Raw genomic sequence first — 21238 nt, forward strand, 5'->3', positions numbered from 1 at the left:
CTTCACAGCCGCTCGAACCCCCGCACCAGTTCCCAGTCCGTCACCGCGGCGTCGTACGCGGCCAGTTCCACGTGCGCGGCGTGCCCGTAGTGCTCCACCACCTCGTCGCCGAACGCCTCCCGGGCCACCGCGCTCGACTCCCAGCGCAGCAGCGCGTCGCGCAGCGTCGCGGGCATCCGGGCGGCCGACGGGTCGGCGTACGCGTTGCCGGTGAACATCGGCTCCAGCGGCAGCTCGTGGTCCATGCCGTGCAGCGCCCCGGCCACCAGCGCGGCGATCGCCAGGTAGGGGTTCACGTCCCCGCCCGGCGAGCGGTGCTCGACCCGCAGCGAGTGGTCGTGCCCGACCAGGCGCAGCGCGCAGGTGCGGTTGTCGCGGCCCCAGCGCAGCGCCGTCGGCGCGAACGAGCCCGCCTGGTAGCGCTTGTACGAGTTGATGTTCGGGGCGTACAGCACGCTCATCTCGGCCGTCGTCGCCAGCAGCCCGGCCAGCACCTGCTCGCCGAGCGGGCTCAACCGGTCGTGGTCGGCCATCACCGGCCGGCCGTCGGCGTCGCGCAGCGAGAAGTGGATGTGGCACGAGTTGCCCTCGCGCTGGTTCGGTTTGGCCATGAACGTCAGCGACATGCCCTGCGCGGCGGCGATCTCCTTGGCCCCGTGCTTGTAGATGCTGTGCTGGTCGGCCGTCTTCAGCGCCTCGGCGTACCGGAACGCGATCTCGTGCTGGCCCAGGTTGCACTCACCCTTGGCGCTCTCCGGGGCCAGCCCCGCCCCGGCCATGCCCAGCCGGATCGCCCGCAGCAGGGGTTCCACCCGGGACGTTCCCAGCAGCGAGTAGTCCACGTTGTAGCCGTTGGCCGGGGTCAGCCCCTGGTAACGCTTGGCCGCCGCCTGCTCGTAGGTGTCGGCGTAGACCACGAACTCCAGCTCGGTCCCGATGTACGCGGTCAGCCCGCGCTCGGCCAGCCGGTCCAGCTGCCGCCGCAGGATCTGCCGAGGCGACTGCACCACCGGACTCTCGTCGTGCCACAGCACGTCGCACAGCACCAGCACCGTGCCGGGCAGCCACGGGATCGGGCGCAGCGTGTCCAGGTCGGGCCGCAGCACGAAGTCGCCGTAGCCCTGCGACCAGCCGGAGACGGCGTACCCGTCCACCGGGGTCATCTCCACATCCACCGCGAGCAGGTAGTTGCACGCCTCGCTGCCGTGCCCGACGACCTCGTCCAGGAAGTACGCCGCGTGCAGGCGCTTGCCCTGCAGGCGGCCCTGCATGTCCGTCATGGCCAGCAACACCGTGTCGATGTCGCCCGCCTCCACCATCGCGCGCAGGCGCTCCACCGACCACATGCACACAAGGTCTACCGCCCACACCCACCTACGTCAACAAACCCGAATGCATCGCTGCTCGTGGCGGGGCACGCAAAGTTGTGACGGACCCCTTCCGTTCGGGGTTCGCAGCGGGTACCACTGACCAGATGGGAGCGAGTGCACGGGCGGTGATCATCGGGGGCGGCGTGGTCGGCTGCTCCCTGGCCTACCACCTCGGCCGGGCCGGGTGGCGCGACACCGTGCTGCTGGAGCAGCACGAGCTCACCGAGGGCAGCACCTGGCACACCGCCGGGTTCGTGACCTCCATGCGCGGACCGGACGGCCCCGGCTGGCATGCGCGGCTGGCCGGATACCTGCCCGCGCTGGCGGCCATGCTGCGCGCCGAGACCGGCCACGATCCCGGCTGGCGTCCGGTCGGCGGGCTGCGGCTCGCGCTCAGCCACACCCACGTCGACGAGCTGCGCCGGCTGGCCCGCCGCGCCGACGAGCTGGGCGTGCCCCTGGAGCTGCACGGCGCGTCGGCCATCATGAACCGGGTCCCGCGGCTCGAGCTGTCCGACGTGCAGGCCGCCGCCTGGCTGCCCGGCGAGGGCTTCGTGCGCCCGAAGGACTTCGTGAACGCGCTGGTCGCGGGGGCCGTCGCGCACGGGGTGAGCATCCGCACCGGGGTGCGGGTCACCGGCGTCGACACCACCGGCGGGCAGGTGCGCGCGGTGCACACCAGCGACGGCGTCATCGAAACCCCGCTCGTGATCAACGCGGCGGGCGCAGCCGCGGGAGCCGTCGGGGCGATGGCCGGCGTCGTGGTGCCGGTCGTGCCGATCCTGCACCAGTACGGCGTCAGCGAGGTCCTGCACCCCGCGCTCGACCCGGACGCCACCCCCACCTGCCGGATCCCGGAGCAGTCGCTCTACCTGCGGGCCGCCAACGGTTGCGTCATCGTCGGCGGCAGCCGGCCCGACCCCGTGCCCGCCTGGCCGGCCGGCGACGCCGAACCCCTGGCCAAGGCCCGCGAGCTGGCGGCGCCCGACGAGGCGGCGTTCGCCCCGCTGTGGCAGCTGGCCGGCGACCGCATGCCGGAACTGCGCCGCACCAAACTCGCGAAGATCATGCACGGGGTGGAGGCGTTCACCCCTGACGGCGTCCCGCTGGCGGGGCGCTCCGCGCTGCCCGGCCTGTGGATCGCGGCCGGGTTCGGCCTGCACGGCATGGCCCTGTCCGGCGGCATCGGCCGCCACCTCGCCGAGTGGATCACCTCCGGCACCCCGAGCTGGGAACTCGACGCCCTGCTCCCCGAACGCTTCGGCGCCCCCGCCGCCAACCGCGACTGGACCACCTCCCGCGCCCTCGACACCCTCCGCCGCTGACCCGCCGCCTTGCCCGAAGGAAGGGCACCTTCCCATCGCCATACGTAGAGGAAGGTGCCCTTCTTAACGGGAGGTCACTCGGTGGAGGGTTTCGCGGCTGGCGCGGCGGCGGGGCCGGGGCTCGCGACGGTGCTGGCCAGCTGTTCCCAGATCATGCCGGTCTGGTGGGCCAGCGCGCCGACCACGGCGGGCACGACGGGCAGCAGCCAGTCGGCGACCCAGCCGTGGTGGGCCAGGTTGAGCACGACGATCGCGGCCACCGCGCCGCCCACCCCGTGCGCGCTCGCCCGCCAGGCCGCCCGCCCGGAGTGGGAGATCGCGGCACGGCGGGCCGCCTTGTCGCTGAGGTTCGGAAAGCCCGACAGCGCCTTGGCGTCGCGTCGGCCGAAGTTGAACCCCGACACGGCGAGCGTGACCGCGCAGCCGGTGACCACCGCGGCGAGGGTGTTGCGGGTCAGCAGCATCAGCAGGGCGGCGGACGCGCCACCGGTGCCGACGGCGACCACGGCGCGGATCCACTCCTGCTTCTCTCCGGGATACCAGTAGTACTTCGTGGTGGTGTCAGAGAGCTGTTTTACGATCCGCCCCATAGGGGTAGTCACCTCGCCGGCCGTCACAATCGGTCAGCCACTATCGTTACTTAACGTAGTTAGCTAGGTGCGCAAAGTCACGAAAATGGTCGTGGCTTCGGCGTGGCGCGCCGCCGGACGGACCGTCAGAACAGGACGGTCGCGAACGCACCCACCTGCCGGAAACCCAGCCGCTGGTACACCCGGCGGGCCGGGGTGTTGAAGTCGTTGACGTACAGGCTCACCGTCGGCGCGACCCGGCGCAGCGCATCGCGCACCACGGCCGCCATGCCGGCGATCGCGAAGCCGCGCCCGCGCCAGGACGGGTCCACCCAGACCCCCTGCACCTGCGCGGTATGCCGGGTCACCACCGCCAGCTCGGCCTTGAACACCACCGTGCCGTCGACGATCCGGGCGTACGACCGCCCCGCCTTCACCAGCTCCGCCACGCGCCCGCGATAACCCCGTCCGCCGTCGTCGCCCAGCGGCGACACCCCGACCTCCTCGGTGTACATCGCCACCGACGCCGGGAAGACGAGATCGACCTCGTCGGGCCGCACCTGGCGCACCAGCGGATCGGCGGCCACCGCGGGCGGAGTCTCCACGACGAGCAGCGGCTGATCGGCGCGCACCGTGCGCTCCGGACCCCACGCGGGCCGCAGCAGGTCCCACAGGCCGAGCACCGCCCCGGACTCCCCCACCAGCGACGCGCACACCCGCGGCTGGCCGGAGACCATCTCGGCGAACGCGGCCACGGCCGCGGCGTCGGCGCCCACCGGGGAGACCTGCCCACCCGACCAGAGCACCGCCTCCGGCTGCCGGCGGCTGCCGTAGCCGTAGAGCCGCCCGTCGGCACGCCAGCCCAGCCCGCGGATCGCCACCCGCTCAGCCACCTGCGCCGCCGCGATCGGATACGCCGCCAGCAGGCGTTCCACTGCGGCGCGGTCAGCTTCGGCCAGCTGCCGCACCGGAAGGGTGAGCATGACCACAGCCTAATGAGATCCGCGCGGCCCGCCAGTGGTATCCCCGGTAAAGCAGGTTGTCGCCGACACGTTGCCGATATATCGTAAACACATCGGTGATACGTCAGCGATAGTCACAGAGATCTGCACCAGCGGACGACACGATGAGGAGAACCGGACATGTTCCGACGACACCACGGACACGACATGCACGAACACGGCCACGGGCACGGCCCCGACCCGCGCCTGTTCGCCTTCGGCCCGATGCGGCCGCCGTTCGGCCCCGGCGGCTTCGGCCACGGGCGCGGACACGGCCGGGGACGCGGCCGGCGCGGCAACACCCGCGCGGCGGTGCTGGGCCTGCTCCTGGAGCGCCCGATGCACGGCTACGAAATGATCTCCGAACTGGAGACCCGCACCGGCGGCGTCTGGCGCCCGAGCCCCGGCTCGATCTACCCCACCCTCCAGCTGCTGGAGGACGAGGGCCTGATCGTCAGCGAGGAGACCGGCGGCCGCAAACGCTTCACCCTCACCGAAACCGGCCGCACCGAAGCGGAGCGCGCCGGCGAGTCCGGCCACGGCCGCCCCTGGCAGGACTTCGACGCCGAGCACATCGCCCAGTCCCAGGAGTTCCGCGAAGCCGGCTTCGCCATCATGTCCGCCCTGCGCCAGGTGGCCATGACCGGCACCCCCGCCCAACGCCAGCAAGCCCTGGAAACCCTCCAGGACACCAAGCGCAAGCTCTACTCGATCCTCGCCTCATGACCTCCGCCGCCCCCGGCACGCGAGAAGGCCCCGTTCCTGCGGAACGGGGCCTTCTGGGGGTTCAGCGGGTCAGTGGACCGTGACCACGGCGGGGGTGGGCTCGTCGTCGCCGAGCGGGTCGATGCCCATGTCGGCGGCGATCTTCATGGCCTCCTCGACCAGGGTCTCCACGATCAGCGACTCGGGGACGGTCTTGATGACCTGGCCCTTGACGAAGATCTGGCCCTTGCCGTTGCCGGAGGCGACGCCGAGGTCGGCCTCGCGGGCCTCGCCGGGGCCGTTGACGACGCAGCCCATGACGGCGACCCGCAGCGGTGCCGGGAAGCCCTCCAGGGCCGCGGTGACCTGCTCGGCGAGGGTGTACACGTCGACCTGGGCACGGCCGCAGGACGGGCAGGACACGATCTCCAGGCCGCGCTCCTTGAGGTTCAGGGCCTCCAGGATCGCGGTGCCGACCTTGATCTCCTCGACCGGCGGGGCGGACAGCGACACTCGGATCGTGTCACCGATGCCCTCGGCCAGCAGCGCGCCGAACGCGACCGCCGACTTCACGGTGCCCTGGAACGCCGGGCCCGCCTCGGTCACCCCGAGGTGCAGCGGGTAGTCGCACTGCTGTGCGAGCAGCCGGTACGCCTTGATCATCACGACCGGGTCGTTGTGCTTGACGCTGATCTTGATGTCCCGGAAGCCGTGCTCCTCGAACAGCGAGCACTCCCACAGCGCCGACTCGACCAGCGCCTCCGCGGTGGGCTTGCCGTACTTCTCCAGCAGGCGCTTGTCCAGCGAGCCCGCGTTCACGCCGATGCGGATCGGCACACCGGCCGCCGAGGCCGCCGCGGCGATCTCCTTGACCTTGTCGTCGAACTGCCGGATGTTGCCCGGGTTCACCCGGACCGCCGCGCAGCCCGCGTCGATCGCCGCGAAGACGTACTTCGGCTGGAAGTGGATGTCGGCGATCACCGGGATCGGCGACTTGCGGGCGATCGCGGGCAGCGCCTCGACGTCGTCCTGGGAGGGCACCGCCACCCGCACGATCTGGCAGCCGGACGCGGTGAGCTCCGCGATCTGCTGCAGGGTCGCGTTGACGTCGGAGGTCAGGGTGGTCGTCATCGACTGCACGCTGACCGGGGCTCCGCCGCCGACCGGCACGCTGCCGACCATGATCTGTCGGCTCTTGCGCCGCGGCGCGAGCGGCGCGGGGGGAGCAGCCGGCATACCCAGGTTGATCGCAGTCACAGCACACTCACTTGTAGATCGAGATGGGGTTGACGAGGTCCGCGGTGACGGTCAGCAGGGTGAACGCACCGAAGATCAGGATGACCGTATAGGTCAGGGGCATCAGCTTGAAGTAGTCGACCCGGCCCGGGTCGGGCTTGTGCAACCGCGCGTACACCCATGAACGAATTCTCTCGAACCACGCGATGAACAGGTGTCCCCCGTCCAGGGGAAGCAGCGGCAGCAGGTTGAAGATGCCGATGAACAGGTTGAACGCGATGAACAGGCCGACGAACATGCTCCACGCGCCCTCGTTCACCGCCTCGCCGCCCAGCAGGCTGATACCCACCACGCTGATCGGGGTGTTCGGGTCGCGCTTCTCCCCGCCGATGGCCGAGAACAGCGCCGGGATGCGCTTCGGGAACTCCTTGAGCGCCTCGAACGTCGCGCCGACCATGGTCCCGGCGTACTGGGCGCTGGCCCCGACGGCCTCGCCGGGGCCGTACTTGACCAGGTAGGGAACGGTCGCGTCGAGCCCGACGCCGATTGCCGCGACCTTCCGCACGCTGCCGTCGGTCATCTCGCGCTCGACCGTCGCGGGCGTCAGCTGCACGGTCTGCGAAGCGCCGTCGCGCACGACCGTCATCGTGGCGGTCTGGCCCGCGGCCAGCGGCCGGATCTGCTTGAGCGCCTCGCCCCAGTTGGCCACCGCGGCGCCGTTCACCGCGACCAGCTTGTCGCCGTCGCGCAGGCCGGCCTGGCTGGCCGGGCTGACCGGGTCGTTCGCCGCGCAATCGCGCAGCGGCAGGGTGGTCACCACGCACGGCTGCACCTTCAGCACGGCCGGCTGGCCGGCGCTGGGCTCCTTGCTGGGCAGGTCCGGGTTGGGCAGGCCGGAGAAGACCGCCAGACCCCAGATCGCGACGGCGGCCAGGATGAAGTGCACGATCGAACCCGCCGACATCACGATCGAGCGCTTCCACACCGGGAAGCGCCACATCGCCTTGGGGTCGTCGGCGTCCTCGTCCTGCGGCGTCATGCCGACGATCTTGACGAATCCGCCGAGCGGGATGCCCTTGAGGCCGTACTCGGTCTCGCCGCGGCGGAACGACCACAGGGTGGGACCGAAGCCCACGAAATACCGGGTCACCTTCATGCCGAAGGCCTTCGCCGTGCCCATGTGGCCGGCTTCGTGCAGGCTTACGGAGATCAGGATGACAAGCGCGAAGAGGGCGATCCCCAGGGCGTTCATCAGGCGCTCTTCTCCTTGATCAGGTCATGTGCGCGCGTGCGCGCCCAGTGCTCCGCGGCGAGCACGTCCTCGACGGTACCCGGTTCGGCATAGTCGGGCGCACCGTCGAGGATCTCCGCCACGGTGTCGACGATGGCCAGGAACGGCAGACGGCCCGCTGTGAAAGCCGCCACACACTCCTCGTTGGCGGCGTTGTAGATCGCCGGGCGGCAGCGCCCGGCCCGGCCCGCGGCCTTGGCCAGCTCGACCGCCGGGAACGCCTCGTTGTCCAGCGGGCGCAGCTCCCAGTTGTGCGCGAGCGTCCAGTCGACCGGCGCGGCCGCCGCGGGCACCCGGTCCGGCCAGCCGAGCGCCAGCGCGATCGGCAGCCGCATGTCCGGCGGGCTGGCCTGGGCCAGCGTCGAGCCGTCGGTGAACTCGACCAGGGAGTGCAGCACCGACTGCGGGTGCACCATCACCTCGATGTCGTCGTACGCGACGTCGAACAGCTCGTGCGCCTCGATCACCTCGAGGCCCTTGTTCACCAGCGTCGCCGAGTTGATCGTCACCACCGGGCCCATGTCCCAGGTCGGGTGCTTGAGCGCCTCCTCGACGGTGACCGCGCCCAGCTCCTCGCGACGGCGGCCGCGGAATGCGCCCCCGCTCGCGGTCAGGATCAGCTTGCGCACCTCGGCCCGGGCGCCGCCGCGCAGGCACTGCGCCAGCGCCGAGTGCTCGCTGTCCACCGGCACGATCTGCCCCGGCTTGGCCACGGCCCGCACCAGGGGGCCGCCGGCCACCAGCGACTCCTTGTTGGCCAGCGCGAGGATGCGCCCCGCCCGCAGGGCGGCCAGCGTCGGCGCGAGCCCCAGCGAGCCGACCACGCCGTTGAGCACGATGTCCGCGGGCCACTGGGCCAGCTCCGTCATCGCCTGCGGCCCGGCCAGGATCTTCGGCAGCTTGAAGTCGCCCGACGACCACCCGCGGCGCTGCGCCTCGGCGTAGAACGCCAGCTGCAGGTCCTGCGCGGCGGTGGACTTGGCCACCCCGACCGCCTCGACGCCCAGCTCCAGCGCCTGCTGCGCCAGCAGGGCCACGTTGCCGCCGCCCGCGCCCAGCGCCACGACCCGGAACCGGTCCGGATTGCGGCGCACGATGTCCATGGCCTGGGTGCCGATCGACCCGGTGGAGCCGAGCAGCACGATCTCGCGGGGGATCATGCTTTCATTGTCTCCGAGCCCGCTCGGTGCCCGCTGCGCGGGCTACTCGTCGAGCAGGTCGACCGGGTCGATCTCGAACGCGAACGGCTCCCGCATCACGAACCGGGTGCCCGCCGCCGCGGCCGCCACCGGCCGGTACTCCCCCTCCACGAGGGAGTGCAGCGCCACCACCGGCACCCGGTTGCGGCACTCGATCCGCATGAACCAGGGCACGCCCGCGGCCGCGTACTGCTTCGGCCGGTCGATGATGTCCTTGCGGCGGTTGCCCGGCGAGACGATCTCTCCGAGCAGCAGCGCGTCGGTGATGTTCATCGCGACCTTGCCTCCGCCGGACACCCGGAACACTCCGAAGTCAGGGATGAACAGGTCATCACCGGAGATCAGGTTGACCTCGGGATAGGCGAACAGTCCGACCACCTTCGCCGCCCGCCGGAGCGCGTGGACAAGCTCGGCGCTGATGGTTTGATGATCCACATTCGCGTGGGGGGACACGATCACACTCCCGCGGAAGACCTCGATCTTGCGGCCGTTCGTTTCCGGGAGTAGTTGCAGCGCCAGGTCGGCAGTCCACTCCTCGATCTCGCTCCATTCCTCGATCGTGTGCAACTGCCGGGCTCTCGCCGGTGCCGCCATCGCGCTCACCCCCTTCCGCGGGGAGATTCTGCCGCCATCAGCCTAACGGCGCACCCCGTGCGACGGCAGATGTCGAACATCGGATAAGGGCGTGTTACCTCACCAAAGTCGGCGGGTTCAGGCCCCGCGGGCGGCTGCGCCGGCCAGCAGCAGGAGCCCGACCGCGAACAAGAACAGCGCCAAGGTGCGGATCAGCAGCCAGCGGCGGGCACCCCAGGTCTGATACACCCAGTGCCAGTGCTCCGCCGTCGGCGTGAAGCTCAACCGGACCTCGCCCGTCATGCGGACCCTTCCTTCCTGGTTACGTACAGCTCGGCTTCCATGTCGTACCAGCGGTGGGTGCGGCCGACGCGGGTCATGCCGATGCGGCGCATCACCGCGAGCGAGGGCGTGTTGTCCGGGCGGGCGATGGCGTGGATCTCGGCAAGCCCGAGCGTCCAGCCGTACGCCAGCACGGCCTGCGCCGCCTCGGTGGCGTACCCGTGCCCCCAGCAGTCGGGGTGGAAGTGCCAGCCGATCTCGACCTCGCCCCGGCCGGGGCCGTCGGCGGGTTCGGGAAGCGGCTTGAGCAGCACCGACCCGGCAACCACCCCGGTGCCGCGCGACTCCACCGCCCACACGCCGTAGCCGGGTTCGGCGGCGTAATACTCGCGCCGCCGGTCGATGACGAGCTGCGACTGCGCCGGTCCGGACAGCGGCGCGGGCATGCCCAGCCAGCGGGTGACCTCTTCACGCCGGTAGATGTCGTAGTTGCGGGCCAGGTCGGCGGGGCTGTCGGTCCACTCCCGGATGATCAGCCGCTCGGTTTCGAGGCGCACGTCAGACCGCCGCGGGCGGGGGCATGTCGGCGGGACGGCCGACCAGGTGGGCGTACCGGTCGACGACCACCGCGATGGCCGCGTCGTCGGCGGACGAGATCAACCCGCGCGGCACGGTGACGCCGCCGACCGAGCGGACGTGGAAATGCCAGTCGTGCGCGGTCCGGACGACCGGGGACATCAGCGCCCAGCGGTAGAAGAACTCGCCGCTGGCCAGGATAAGCCGGACGCCGTCGGCGTCGATGCGCACCGTCATCGGCGCGTACCAGAAGTCCGGGGTCCTGCGCAGCCACAGCCAGGCGGTCAGGCACACCTGCCCGACCAGGGCGACGCCGAGCAGCGACAACCAGACCGCGGCGTACGGGAACGGCCCGCCGAGCTTGCCCCACAGGTCGAACGCCCACGCCGCGACGGTCAGGCTGATCAGTGCCACCAGCACCATCGTCCGGTTCTGGGAGCCCCGCTCCGTCCAGGCGACCCGGCGGAACCCGGGGCGGTCCCACATCCAGGTCACCTGGACGAGGTCCTCGCTGTGGATCTGCATCGGGGCAGTATGGCCACCGGGCCTGCCCGGGTCAACGCCGTCGATCCCGCTCCGCGCCAACGGATCGGGCGGGCCGGGCCACCGCGCGCGAGGGCGCGGTGAACCGCCTCACGGGCCCCGGAACGGGCCGGTGACCTCGTACGTGATGCCGCCGGAACCCGACTTCGCGCCGGAGACGCCGCGCTGGGACGAGAAGTAGAGCCGGTCTCCGGGCGGGTTGAAGGCCGGTCCGGTGATCTCCGAGGCGTCCTGCCCGGTCAGCCGCAGGAACGGCGCGACGACGCCGTCGGCGGTGATCATGTTGATCTCCATGTTGCCGCCGTCCTCGGCCACGTACAGGTCGGCGTTGCGGGGCGAGCCGGTGATGTTGTCCACGCCGGTCAGCGGTGGCGTGCCGGTCACCAGCGAGTCGTCGTACGCCAGGGCGAGCGTCGAGGCGGCGGCGTCGTACGCCCACACGCGGTTGTCGCCCTTGGTGGTGAAGTAGCAGGTCCCGTGGTCGTACCAGCAGCCCTCGCCGCCGTCGAGACGCAGCGCCGCGCCGACCTGCCGGCGGGTGGGGACCGGCCGGCCGTCCCGGTCCGGCACATCGCGCCAGGTGACCGGGCCGGAGGTGGCGCCCGCCGGGGCGCACAGCACCTGCAGCCGCCCGGCGCCCAGGTCGCCCCACGTGTCCGGGACGAAGCGGTAGAAGCAGCCGTCCTCCTCGTCCTCGGTGAGGTAGACGACCCGGCGGACGGGGTCGCAGGCGGCGGCCTCGTGCTTGAACCGGCCCATCCCGGCGCGTTCCCGGGCGGGCCGCACGCCCCACGGGTCGGTCTCCATGACCCGGCCCAGGGGGATCTCCTCGCACGACAGCCAGGTCTGCCACGGCGTCGCCCCGCCCGCGCAGTTCACGCTGGTGCCGGACAGGATCGGGTACGCGGCGCGGATCCCGCCGTCCGGGCCGAACCTGATCGCCGACGCTCCGCCGACGACCGGGACCTCCGCGTTCGAGACGTAGATCCAGCCCGCGCCGTCGGCGAAGCACGCCCCGCCGTCCGGGGCGGCGTGCCAGGTGTACGGCGTGCCGGGCACGGTCTGGCCGGACCGTGCGACGACCCGGCTGGTGAAACCGGCGGGCAGCGCGACGCCGTGGGCGTCGGCCGCCGACAGCTCACCGTAGGGACCGACGCCCGGCCGGGCGAGCGCGGCGAACGCCTGCTGCCACAGCGCGCCCGAGAACGCCGCCGCACCCGCGCCGACGACGCCGGCCCGCAGCACCTGACGTCGGTCCATCACGTTCCTCCCGTCCGCGGTCAGGACCGGAACGGCCCGGTGACCTCGTACGTGATCCCGCCGGACGAGGAACCCGAGGTGCCCCGCTGGGACGAGAAGTAGAAGCGGTTCCCGGCCGGGTTGAAGGCCGGTCCGGTGACCTCCGAGGAGCTCTGCCCGGTGATGCGCAGGAACGGCGCGATGACGTCGTCCGGAGTGATGACGCAGATCTCCAGGTTGCCGCCGTCTTCGGCGACGAACAGGTCCCCGCTGGTCGCGCTGCCGGTGATGTTGTCGACCCCGGTCAGCGGCGGCGTGCCGCTCACCAGCGAGTCGTCGTACGCCAGCTCGATCAGCGCGGTGGCCGTGTTGTACGCCCAGACTCGATTGTCGCCCTTGGTGGTGAAGTAGACGATGCCGTTGTCGTACCAGCAGCCCTCGCCGCCGTTGAACCGCTTCACGCCGCTGACCTGGTTGCGGGTCGCCGTGGGCGAGCCATCCGGGTCGGGCACCGTGGCCCAGGTGAGCGTGACGGACGTGCCGGAACCGCCCCTGGCCACCTGAAGCGTGCCGGAGGCGAGGTTTCCCCAGGCGTTCGGGATGAACCGGTAGAAACACCCGTCGCTCTGGTCCTCGGTCAGGTAGATGACCTGGTTCACCGGGTCGCACGCGGCGGCCTCGTGCTTGAACCGGCCCATCGCCGGGCGGGCCGCGGCCGCGTTCACGCCCCACGGGTCGGTCTCCCAGACCCGTCCGGTCGTCGTCTCCTCGCAGGACAGCCAGGTGTTCCAGGGGGTGTGCCCGCCCGCGCAGTTGGTCGAGGTCCCGGACAGGATGCGGTACGCGCCGGTGACGGTGCCGCCGGAATTGAACTTCACGGCCGACGCCCCGCCCGCGGACACCTCGGAGTTGGACACGTAGATCCAGCCGGAGCCGTCGGCGAAGCACGCCCCGCCGTCCGGGGCGGCGTGCCAGGTGTACGACGTGCCGGGCACGGTCTGGCCGGTCCGCGCGATGACCCGGCTGGTGAAGCCGGACGGCAGCATGATGCCGTTCGCATCGGCGGCCTGCAGCGCCCCGTACGGGCCCGGACCCGGCTGGGCGGGTGCGGCGAACGCCTCTTTCCACAGCGCGCCCGAGAAGGCGGCGGCCGCGCCGCCCACGACCCCGGCGCGCAGCACGTTACGACGGTCCACGGTAGACCTCCACGATCGTCGATGTCTGTCAACGGGCACGCTAGGGGCCCCAGACGTCGCCCATCCCGTGGTCAGGTGAACGCTCTATGTCACAACGGTTTCCAGCCGCCGCGGCATCCCCCTCAAGATCCGTTTTTGTGGACGCCGGCTGCCCCCATAGGGGCACCTGGCGTCCAAAAAACGGATCACAGCTTGAGCAGCGACCGCAGATAGGCAGTCTTCGCGTCGAACTAGCGGAATGGGTGGGCAAGGGCATAGCAGCCGCCGGAGACCTGGACCGGGTGGCCGCACCGCACAGCGTTCCCGCGAACTGGGGACCCTGCGGGCGAGGGGCCGGGCCACGGACGCGCAGCGCCACGAGTACGCCGCCATCTGGCCGTCTCGTGCCCGCGCGCACCTGGCCTGCGGGCTCGCCTATCACGTGGTCCGGCGGCGGCTCGCCGATCGGGGACTTCGCTGACCGTCGGGCCGCGCTTCCCGGATACGCGAAAGATCGCTGTTTCGGGTCAGAAAGTGGTGCCTGACTGCACTTTCTGACCCGAAACAGCGATCATGGCCCGTAAGCCAGCCGGCCGAGCGGCGGGAGTCAGGCCTCCTTGAGGCCGTAGCGGCGGTAGACCAGCTTCAGCGGGCCTGGAGCCCACCAGTTCCAGCGGCCCAGCAGGCGCATCGTGGCCGGCACCAGCACCGCCCGGACCAGCGCCGCGTCGATGGCCACGGCGACCACCATGCCGACACCGAGCACCTTGATCGTCGTCGTGCCGCCGGTCGCGAACCCGCCGAGTACCACCATCAGCAGCAGCGCCGCAGCCGTGATGATCCCGCCGGTGCGCTGCAGCCCGGACGCGACGGCCTGGGTGTTGTCACCGGTCGCGTCCCACTCCTCGCGCACCCGCGACAGCAGGAACACCTCGTAGTCGGTGGCCAGTCCGAACAGGACCGCCAGCATCAGCACCATGTTCCCGGGTTCGAGGAACCCGGTCACCGTGAAGCCGAGCCACTCCGACAGGTGCCCGTCCTGGAAGATCCACACGACCACCCCGAACGACGCCCCGATCGAGATCACGTTCATGAGGATGGCCTTCAGCGGCAGCACGACCGAGCCGAACGCCAGGAACAGCAGCAGGAACGTGCTCACCGCGACCATGGCCAGCATCCACGGTAGCCGCCCGCCGAGGGAGTCGAGCTGGTCCAGGTCGGCCGCGGTACGCCCGCCGACCAGCATCTGCGTGCCGTCGGGCACCGGCAGGTCCCGGATCGCCTGCACGACCTCACGGGCGCTCTCGTCGGCCGGCTCCCCCGGGTACGACGCCGTGATCAGGGTGGCGTCCCCCTGCTGCGCCGCGATCATCGCGCCGGGCACGTTCGGCACGGCCTGGACGCGGGTCAGCATGGTGTCCGCGCCGGGGCCGAGGATCAGGACGCTGATCGGGGCGGCGCTGCCGCCGGGGAACTCGGCGGCGATGCGCTCGGTGACGGTCCGCGACTCGGTGCCCGCGGGCAGCACCCGCTCGTCGAACCCGCCGAACTGCGCCCGCAGGAACGGGGTCGCGGTGAGGACGAGGACCGCGGCGACGCCGAGGGCGTACAGCACGGGCCGGCTCATCACGCTGCGGGCGATGCGGGCCCAGCCGCCCTCGCCCGCCGGACGGGCCTGGAACCACTTCGGCAGCGGCACGCGCAACGCGTTGATCTTCGGACCGAGCACGGCCAGCAGCGCGGGCAAAGCGGTGAGCGCGGCCAGCATCGCCACGAGCACGGCGGCCATGCCGCCCCAGGCCATGGACTTGAGGAAGTCCATCGGGAAGATCAGCAGGCTGGCCAGGGCGAGCGCCACGGTCAGACCCGAGACCAGCACGGTACGCCCCGCGGTGGCCAGCGTGTGCGCGACCGCGTCGGCGGGGCTGCGCCCTGCGGCGAGTTCTTCCCGGAACCGGCTGACCACGAACAGCGCGTAGTCGATCGCCATGCCCAGGCCGAGCATCGTGATGATGTTGACGGCGAACACGGACACGTCGGTGACCTGCGCGAGCAGGCGTACGGCGATGAACGCGCCGAGCACCGCGAGCACGCCGACGAACAGCGGGGTGGCCGCGGCGACCAGTCCCCGGAAGATGAACACGAGCAGCACCAGCAGGATCGGCAGGCTGATCAGCTCGGCCTTGGTGATGTCGTCGTTGATCCGGGTGTTCGCGTCGTCGAGGAACGAAATGAGCCCGCCGACCTCGGTGTGCAGGCCGTCGGCGGCCAGGTCGTCGCGCAGCGCGGCGAGGTCGTCGAGCTTGCTGTTCTCGTCCCCGTCGCGCAGCTGGATCGCCAGGTAGGTGGCGTGCCCGTCGGTGGAGGTGAAGCGGCCGGGCACGCCCGGGGTGTGCGCGCCGACGACGCTGGCGATCTCGGGCCGCCCGGACAGCTCCGTGGCGACAGCGGTCACCGCGCCGGAGAACGCGGGCTGGTCGTAGGTCAGGCCGTCGGAGGAGTACAGCGCGAGGATGTCGACGTCCTGCCGGCCCAGTCGGTCGGTGATCTCCCGGTGCGCCCGGCTGGACGCGCTGCCCGGGTCGTCGAACCCGCCGCTGATCAGGTCGCCGAACACGCCGCCGCCCCACGACGCCCCGATGACCAGCACCGCCGCGGCGATCCCGAGCACCAGCCAGCGCAAACGGACTACCGCTCGCCCCCACCACGCGAACATCGCGTTCCTTCCCGGAACAGATATGCTTGTTTACGCCACTCATTTGAGTGAACGGTGTTTACTTTCGCGGACGACGTTCACTCCGGTCAAGGGAGCTCCATGTCGGACACCTCACACCGCCGCGAGCGCCTGCGCGAGCGCACCCTGACCGAGATCAAGGACCTGGCGCGGGCGCAGCTGGTCGCGAGCGGCCCCGCCGGCATCTCGCTGCGCGCCATCGCCCGGGACATGGGCATGACCGCCGCCGCGCTCTACCGGTACGTGCCCGCGCTGGACGCCCTGGTCATCGAGCTGTGCACGGACCTGCACAAGGAGGCGCGGATCGCCTGCGAGGCCGCCCGCGACGCGGACCCCGACCCCGATCCGCTACACCGGCTGCTGGTCATGGCCCGCGAGCTGCGGCGCTGGACGCTGGCGCACCGCCCCGAGGCGACCCTGATCTTCGGGCCGCCGCTGCCCGGCGTGGAGCAGTTCCACCAGCAGTGCGACGACCTGCAGTGCGCGGGCGCGCAGCTCGGCCAGATCTTCGTGGCGCCCCTGCTGGAGCTGTGGCAGGCCGGGCGGCTGCCGAAGGTCACGCACGTCGACCTCGACCGGCTGGCCGGGGCGCTGCCCGCGCACGGCGAGCTGCCGATCGAGGTCACCGCCGTTTTCCTGACCTCCTGGATCCGCCTCTACGGCGTGCTCGCCGCCGAACTTTTCGGCCAGCTCACCTGGGCCGCCACCGACACCGAGCCCTTCTTCGAGGCCGAACTCGCCGCCTTCGCCACCCAGGTCCACCCAGCCGCCCCCTCTGCCGCAACTCTTAAAAAGTCGCGGCCTCAGGGCAGCCCGGAGCCCGCAAGTCTTTAAGAGTTGCGGCAGGTCGAGGGCGGGGTGGGCGGGGGTTCACTGATTGGTCGGTCAGGAAGGTAGGCTCGCGCGCTATGACGAGTGACACATCCGCTCCGCAGTTGCCCGCGCGCGCCCGCGTGGTGGTCGTCGGCGGCGGCATCATCGGCACCTCCATCGCGTACCACCTGGCGCATATGGGCTGCGAGGACGTGGTGCTGCTGGAGCGGGACAAGCTCACCTCCGGCACCACCTGGCACGCCGCCGGGCTCATGGTCACCTTCGGCTCGATGTCGGAGACGTCGACGGAGCTGCGCAAGTACACCCGTGACCTGTACAGCCGGCTGGAGGCCGAGACGGGCCTGGCCACCGGCCTGAAGCAGGTCGGGTTCGTGCAGGTCGCCACGGACGCGGACCGGCTGGAGGAGTACCGCCGGGTGTCGGCGTTCAACCGGCTGTGCGGCGTCGACGTGCACGAGGTCTCGCCCGGCGAGGTCAAAGGCCTGTTCCCGCTGGCGAACGTCGACGACGTGCTGGCCGGGTTCTACGTGGCCGAGGACGGCCGGGCCAACCCGGTCGACGTCACCATGTCGCTGGCCAAGGGCGCCCGGATGCAGGGTGTGCGCGTCATCGAGAACACGCCCGTGACCGGAGTTCTGAAGAAGGGCAACACGGTCACCGGCGTGCGCACGCCGTACGGCGACATCGAGGCCGAGTTCGTGGTCAACTGCGCGGGCATGTGGGCCCGCCAGCTCGGCGAGCAGGCCGGGGTGAGCATCCCGCTGCAGGCCGCCGAGCATTACTACCTGATCACCGAGCCCATCGAGGGTATGCACGGCGACCTGCCGGTGCTGGAGGATCCGTCGTCGTACGGGTACTTCCGCGAGGAGGGGTCCGGTCTGATGATCGGCCTGTTCGAGGCGCTGTGCGCGCCGTGGAAGGTCGAGGGCATCCCGGACTCGTTCTCCTTCGGCGAGCTGCCCCCGGACTGGGACCGCATGGCGCCCTACCTGGAGAAGGCGATGGCCCGCATCCCGATCTCGACCGAGGTCGGCGTGCGCAAGTTCTTCTGCGGGCCGGAGAGCTTCACCCCCGACCTCGCCCCGATCGTCGGCGAGGCCCCGGAACTGAAGAACTACTTCGTCGCTGCGGGCCTGAACTCGATCGGCATCCTGACCGGCGGCGGCATCGGCCGGGCCATGGCGCACTGGATCCTGAACGGCCGCCCCGACATCGACGTGACCGGCATGAACATCGACCGGCTGCACACGTACCAGAGCAACCCGGCCTACCGGGCGACGCGCACCGTCGAGTCGCTGGGCATGGTCTACGCGGCGCACTACCCGGGCAAGTCCATGGAGACCGCCCGCGACGCCAAGCTGTCCCCGCTCCACGAGCGGCTGCGCGCCGAGCGCGGCTACTTCAAGGACGTCAGCGGCTGGGAGAGCCCCGACTGGTACGCCCCCGAGGGTCAGGAGCCGAAGGTCGAGAAGCTGTCCTGGGGGCGGCAGAACTGGTTCGGGCACTGGGCCGAGGAACACCGGGCGGCCCGCGAGGGCGTGATCCTCATGGACATGTCGTTCATGGCGAAGTTCCTGGTGCAGGGCCGGGACGCGGGGGCGGCACTGGAGCGGCTGAGCGCCAACCGGGTCGACGGCGACGCCGGGACGATCACGTACACCCAGTGGCTGAACTCCGGCGGCACGCTGGAGGCCGACCTGACCGTCACCAAGCTGGCCGACGACCGGTTCTGGGTGGTCGCCTCCGACACCGCGCACCGGCACGTCGAGACGCGGATGCGCCGGCACTTCGAGGCGACCGGGGCGCACGCGTTCGCCACCGACGTGACCGGGGCGTACGCCCAGATCAACATCCAGGGGCCCCGCTCGCGCGAGCTGCTCGCGGCCGTGACCACGGCGGACATGTCGAACGAGGCGTTCGCGTTCCGGTCCGCCCGGGAGATCGACCTCGGGTTCGCGCGGGCGCTGTGCATCCGGATCACCTACCTGGGCGAGCTGGGCTACGAGCTGTACATCCCGGCCGAGCAGGCGGTGCACGCGTACGACCGGCTGGTCGAGGCCGGGCGGCCGCTGGGGCTGCGCCACGCGGGCCTCAAGGCGCTGTCCAGCCTGCGGATGGAGAAGGGCTACCGCGACTACGGGCACGACATCGACAACACCGACTCGGTGCTGGAGGCGGGGCTCGGCTTCGCGGTCGCGCTGGACAAGCCGGGCGGGTTCATCGGGCGCGAGGCGGTGCTGGCGAGGAAGGCCGAGGGGCCGCTGCGCCGCCGCCTGCTCCAGGTGCTGGTGACCGACCCCGACGCGATGATGTTCCACGCCGAGGTGGTGCGGCGCGACGGGGTGCCGGTGGGCTACATCAGGGCCGCGTCGTACGGGCACACGCTCGGCGGGGCGGTCGGCCTCGCGATGATCGACGCCGGGGACGTGCCGCTGGACCAGGCCTGGATCGACGCGGGCACGTGGACCGTGGAGATCGCCGAGCGGGTCTACCCCGCCACGGCCTCCCTGCGCCCGCTCTACGACCCGAAGAACGAGCGCATCAAGCTGTGACGCGCCCCGCCGGGCACGCCGATTTTCATGAACGTTGGCCTATCTCATCGACTTTGATCTCGATCCATCGACGAGATAGGCCAACGTCGTCGCAAGGCGGCCCCCTCGGCACGCCCTGCCGGGGCCCGGCGGGATTCGGGGGTCGCGAGCCCCGCCGGGGGCTGGGGTGCGGTCAGAAGTTGCCGGTGTAGAGCAGGCGGTTCGGGGAGCCGCTGCCCGGCGAGCCGACGACGCCCGTGGTGGCGTTGGCGATCAGCGCGGACTGCACCTGCGCGGGCGTCGCGCCCGGGTTGTTCTGCAGGTACAGCGCGACCGCGCCGGCCACGTGCGGGGTGGCCATCGAGGTGCCGCTGATGGTGTTCGTCGCGGTGTTGTTGGTGAACCACGACGAGGTGATGTTCACGCCGGGGGCGAAGATGTCGACGCAGGTGCCCCGGTTGGCCCAGGAGACCTTGCTGTCGTTGCTCTGCGTCGCCGACACCGTGATCGCCTCGGGGACCCGGGCGGGCGAGTAGTTGCAGGCGTTGGCGGCGAAGATGCCCAGGATGCCGTTGCCGGCCGCGATGGCGTACGTGACGCCGTCGGCGATCGACGCCTTCACCGCGTTGTCCAGCACCGTGTCCGCGCCACCGCCGAGGCTCATGTTGGCGACCGCGGGCTCGCCCGGGTCGTGGTCGGCGGTCACCCAGTCGATGCCCGCGACGACCTGCTCGGTGGTGCCGCTGCCCTCGGCGTCCAGCACCCGCACCGCGACCAGGGTCACGCCCTTGGCCACGCCGTACGTGGTCCCGCCGACGGTGCCGGCGACGTGGGTGCCGTGCCCGTTGGCGTCGTCGGCCGTGCCGCCGTCGATGGCGTCGAACCCGGACACCGCCCGCCCGCCGAACTCGCTGTGCGCGAACCGGATGCCCGTGTCGATGATGTATGCCCGCACCGACGACGCGGTGTTGGAGTAGGTGTAGGAGTTGCTCAGGGGCAGATTGCGCTGGTCGATGCGGTCGATGCCCCAGGTGGCGGGCGACTGCGTGGCGCTCGCTCGGTGGATCATGTTGGGCTGCACGAGGGCCACGGCCGGGTCGGCCGCGATGCGGCGGGCGGCCAGGGCGCTGCCACTGAACGAGAAGCCCTTCAGACCCGCCCGGAACGTCTTGCGCAGGCTCGCCCCGTGCCGTCCGGCGAGCGCGGGGGCCGCGGAGACGTCGGCGCCGGGCTTGAGGACCACGACGTAGCTGTCGGCCACGACGTCACCGGTGACGGCGAGCACGGCGGCCTCCGGGGGCGCCGCGGCGGCGGCCGCGGGCAGGGCGGTGGCACCGGCCAGTACCAGCGCGACACCCAGCACGAACGTGCGGGCACGGTTCATGGTTGGTTCCTCCCCTGTCGGACCGGCGGCCCGCGGCACTGGCTCGTAGCTGATGGCAGGACCCGCCGGAACTGTTTTGGAGGAACGTATACAGCGATTATGAATATTTGAAGACTTATGTTTATCGCTGTCTTGCGATTCACTGGAAAGGTTGCAGACCCGTCCCCGGGCCCGGGGATGCGCCCCCGCCACTCACCAACATCCACTTGACCTGCATAAACGCCAACGGACCGGGCTGTGGCACGGTGACGGGCGGGGTCGCCTTGACCGCATCGGCTTTCATGTCGGTGACACGGGGAGGTATGCCGATGATGACGACGGCGCAGCGCTGGTCCACCGCGTTCGCCTGGCTGGGCACCGGGACGCTGGCCGGTGTGTACGCCGACGGGGCCGCGCTGTGGATCGGCGTCGGGCTGCTGGGCGCGGGCCTGCTGCTGACGCTGGTAAGGCCCGGGGGCGACGCGACCCTGCTCCCCACCCCCGTGCGGACCGGCTCCGACGGGCAGCCGGGGCTGGACGGCCTCGGCACCCGGGTGCAGGAGATCCTGCGGCTGGCCGAGGAGCAGGCCGACGACCACCTCGCGGAGGCCCGGCGAAAGGCGGAGCAGATCGTGGCGGCCGCCCACGCGGAGGCCGCCCGGATCAGCGGCGGTCACCCCTGACCCGGGGCA

General features: G+C 71.3%; 19 protein-coding genes. 5 read left to right on the plus strand and 14 right to left on the minus strand.

Features of this window, described 5'->3' with window-relative positions; all coding sequences use genetic code 11:
* Positions 1-2: 2 nt before the first annotated feature.
* On the minus strand, positions 3-1346 hold the full coding sequence (locus ACFQO7_RS16170) for a glutamine synthetase family protein (RefSeq protein WP_376807090.1): 1344 nt from the start codon (positions 1344-1346) through the stop codon (positions 3-5).
* A 128-nt stretch (positions 1347-1474) separates the two neighbouring features.
* Here ACFQO7_RS16170 and ACFQO7_RS16175 point away from each other — a divergent pair, with 128 nt between their 5' ends.
* The gene (locus ACFQO7_RS16175) at positions 1475-2695 is read left to right on the plus strand and encodes an NAD(P)/FAD-dependent oxidoreductase (RefSeq protein ID WP_376807091.1); all 1221 of its coding nucleotides are present in this window, start codon (positions 1475-1477) and stop codon (positions 2693-2695) included.
* Between the two features lie 74 nt (positions 2696-2769).
* Here the strand turns inward: ACFQO7_RS16175 and ACFQO7_RS16180 are convergent, their stop codons facing one another.
* Both ACFQO7_RS16180 and ACFQO7_RS16185 read right to left on the minus strand, forming a co-directional pair.
* Positions 2770-3285 (minus strand): hypothetical protein, encoded by a 516-nt coding sequence (locus tag ACFQO7_RS16180; RefSeq protein ID WP_360540966.1) that lies wholly within the window; start codon positions 3283-3285, stop codon positions 2770-2772.
* Positions 3286-3410: 125 nt separating this feature from the next.
* Positions 3411-4247 carry a GNAT family N-acetyltransferase gene (locus tag ACFQO7_RS16185; protein ID WP_376807092.1) on the minus strand — a complete coding sequence of 279 codons (837 nt, stop codon included), beginning with the start codon at positions 4245-4247 and terminating at the stop codon, positions 3411-3413.
* 159 nt (positions 4248-4406) lie between these two features.
* Here ACFQO7_RS16185 and ACFQO7_RS16190 point away from each other — a divergent pair, with 159 nt between their 5' ends.
* On the plus strand, positions 4407-4991 hold the full coding sequence (locus ACFQO7_RS16190) for a PadR family transcriptional regulator (protein ID WP_376807093.1): 585 nt from the start codon (positions 4407-4409) through the stop codon (positions 4989-4991).
* A 69-nt stretch (positions 4992-5060) separates the two neighbouring features.
* Here ACFQO7_RS16190 and ispG read toward each other — a convergent pair whose 3' ends face one another.
* The 10 genes from ispG to ACFQO7_RS16240 form a co-directional block, all read right to left on the minus strand.
* Positions 5061-6227, minus strand: coding sequence for a flavodoxin-dependent (E)-4-hydroxy-3-methylbut-2-enyl-diphosphate synthase (gene ispG, locus ACFQO7_RS16195; protein WP_361044900.1), 1167 nt, complete (start codon positions 6225-6227; stop codon positions 5061-5063).
* A 7-nt stretch (positions 6228-6234) separates the two neighbouring features.
* Positions 6235-7461 carry a M50 family metallopeptidase gene (locus tag ACFQO7_RS16200; RefSeq protein ID WP_376807166.1) on the minus strand — a complete coding sequence of 409 codons (1227 nt, stop codon included), beginning with the start codon at positions 7459-7461 and terminating at the stop codon, positions 6235-6237.
* Positions 7458-8639: a 1-deoxy-D-xylulose-5-phosphate reductoisomerase gene (gene dxr / locus ACFQO7_RS16205; RefSeq protein ID WP_376807167.1), complete on the minus strand. Its 1182-nt coding sequence runs from the start codon at positions 8637-8639 to the stop codon at positions 7458-7460. Before dxr ends, ACFQO7_RS16200 begins: the two co-directional genes overlap by 4 nt.
* Before the next feature lie 60 nt (positions 8640-8699).
* Positions 8700-9290, minus strand: a complete 591-nt coding sequence (locus ACFQO7_RS16210) for a Uma2 family endonuclease (RefSeq protein ID WP_376807094.1) — start codon at positions 9288-9290, stop codon at positions 8700-8702.
* A 117-nt stretch (positions 9291-9407) separates the two neighbouring features.
* The gene (locus tag ACFQO7_RS16215; RefSeq protein WP_376807095.1) at positions 9408-9572 is read right to left on the minus strand and encodes a hypothetical protein; all 165 of its coding nucleotides are present in this window, start codon (positions 9570-9572) and stop codon (positions 9408-9410) included.
* Positions 9569-10108 (minus strand): GNAT family N-acetyltransferase, encoded by a 540-nt coding sequence (locus ACFQO7_RS16220; protein WP_376807096.1) that lies wholly within the window; start codon positions 10106-10108, stop codon positions 9569-9571. Before ACFQO7_RS16220 ends, ACFQO7_RS16215 begins: the two co-directional genes overlap by 4 nt.
* A gap of 1 nt (position 10109) precedes the next feature.
* Positions 10110-10652: a hypothetical protein gene (locus ACFQO7_RS16225; protein ID WP_376807097.1), complete on the minus strand. Its 543-nt coding sequence runs from the start codon at positions 10650-10652 to the stop codon at positions 10110-10112.
* Positions 10653-10760: 108 nt separating this feature from the next.
* Positions 10761-11930: an alkaline phosphatase PhoX gene (locus tag ACFQO7_RS16230; protein WP_376807098.1), complete on the minus strand. Its 1170-nt coding sequence runs from the start codon at positions 11928-11930 to the stop codon at positions 10761-10763.
* Positions 11931-11950: 20 nt separating this feature from the next.
* The gene (locus tag ACFQO7_RS16235) at positions 11951-13105 is read right to left on the minus strand and encodes an alkaline phosphatase PhoX (RefSeq protein WP_376807099.1); all 1155 of its coding nucleotides are present in this window, start codon (positions 13103-13105) and stop codon (positions 11951-11953) included.
* Positions 13106-13691: 586 nt separating this feature from the next.
* Positions 13692-15800: an MMPL family transporter gene (locus tag ACFQO7_RS16240; protein ID WP_376807100.1), complete on the minus strand. Its 2109-nt coding sequence runs from the start codon at positions 15798-15800 to the stop codon at positions 13692-13694.
* Between the two features lie 99 nt (positions 15801-15899).
* Between ACFQO7_RS16240 and ACFQO7_RS16245 the strand changes: the two genes are divergently transcribed.
* Together ACFQO7_RS16245 and ACFQO7_RS16250 are read left to right on the plus strand one after the other, a co-directional pair.
* Positions 15900-16652, plus strand: a complete 753-nt coding sequence (locus ACFQO7_RS16245) for a TetR/AcrR family transcriptional regulator (RefSeq protein WP_376807101.1) — start codon at positions 15900-15902, stop codon at positions 16650-16652.
* A 74-nt stretch (positions 16653-16726) separates the two neighbouring features.
* Positions 16727-19204, plus strand: a complete 2478-nt coding sequence (locus ACFQO7_RS16250; RefSeq protein WP_376807102.1) for a GcvT family protein — start codon at positions 16727-16729, stop codon at positions 19202-19204.
* A gap of 172 nt (positions 19205-19376) precedes the next feature.
* On the opposite strand, the gene ACFQO7_RS16255 is transcribed toward ACFQO7_RS16250, so the two are convergent.
* A complete protein-coding gene (locus ACFQO7_RS16255) occupies positions 19377-20567 on the minus strand; it encodes a S8 family peptidase (protein ID WP_376807103.1) in 1191 nt (396 codons plus the stop codon).
* A 308-nt stretch (positions 20568-20875) separates the two neighbouring features.
* Here ACFQO7_RS16255 and ACFQO7_RS16260 point away from each other — a divergent pair, with 308 nt between their 5' ends.
* Positions 20876-21229 (plus strand): hypothetical protein, encoded by a 354-nt coding sequence (locus ACFQO7_RS16260; RefSeq protein WP_376807104.1) that lies wholly within the window; start codon positions 20876-20878, stop codon positions 21227-21229.
* Positions 21230-21238: the final 9 nt, after the last annotated feature.

Source organism: Catellatospora aurea, assembly GCF_042663325.1.
GTDB classification, from domain to species: Bacteria; Actinomycetota; Actinomycetes; order Mycobacteriales; family Micromonosporaceae; genus Catellatospora; species Catellatospora aurea.

Excerpts from the sequence above, each read along its gene's own strand:
- ACFQO7_RS16170 (WP_376807090.1), bottom strand. The coding sequence starts at position 1,346 with ATGTGGTCGGTGGAGCGCCTGCGCGCGATGGTGGAGGCGGGCGACATC.
- ACFQO7_RS16175 (WP_376807091.1), top strand. The coding sequence starts at position 1,475 with ATGGGAGCGAGTGCACGGGCGGTGATCATCGGGGGCGGCGTGGTCGGC.
- ACFQO7_RS16180 (WP_360540966.1), bottom strand. The coding sequence starts at position 3,285 with ATGGGGCGGATCGTAAAACAGCTCTCTGACACCACCACGAAGTACTAC.
- ACFQO7_RS16185 (WP_376807092.1), bottom strand. The coding sequence starts at position 4,247 with ATGCTCACCCTTCCGGTGCGGCAGCTGGCCGAAGCTGACCGCGCCGCA.
- ACFQO7_RS16190 (WP_376807093.1), top strand. The coding sequence starts at position 4,407 with ATGTTCCGACGACACCACGGACACGACATGCACGAACACGGCCACGGG.
- ACFQO7_RS16210 (WP_376807094.1), bottom strand. The coding sequence starts at position 9,290 with ATGGCGGCACCGGCGAGAGCCCGGCAGTTGCACACGATCGAGGAATGG.
- ACFQO7_RS16215 (WP_376807095.1), bottom strand. The coding sequence starts at position 9,572 with ATGACGGGCGAGGTCCGGTTGAGCTTCACGCCGACGGCGGAGCACTGG.
- ACFQO7_RS16225 (WP_376807097.1), bottom strand. The coding sequence starts at position 10,652 with ATGCAGATCCACAGCGAGGACCTCGTCCAGGTGACCTGGATGTGGGAC.
- ACFQO7_RS16230 (WP_376807098.1), bottom strand. The coding sequence starts at position 11,930 with ATGGACCGACGTCAGGTGCTGCGGGCCGGCGTCGTCGGCGCGGGTGCG.
- ACFQO7_RS16240 (WP_376807100.1), bottom strand. The coding sequence starts at position 15,800 with ATGTTCGCGTGGTGGGGGCGAGCGGTAGTCCGTTTGCGCTGGCTGGTG.
- ACFQO7_RS16245 (WP_376807101.1), top strand. The coding sequence starts at position 15,900 with ATGTCGGACACCTCACACCGCCGCGAGCGCCTGCGCGAGCGCACCCTG.
- ACFQO7_RS16250 (WP_376807102.1), top strand. The coding sequence starts at position 16,727 with ATGACGAGTGACACATCCGCTCCGCAGTTGCCCGCGCGCGCCCGCGTG.
- ACFQO7_RS16255 (WP_376807103.1), bottom strand. The coding sequence starts at position 20,567 with ATGAACCGTGCCCGCACGTTCGTGCTGGGTGTCGCGCTGGTACTGGCC.
- ACFQO7_RS16260 (WP_376807104.1), top strand. The coding sequence starts at position 20,876 with ATGATGACGACGGCGCAGCGCTGGTCCACCGCGTTCGCCTGGCTGGGC.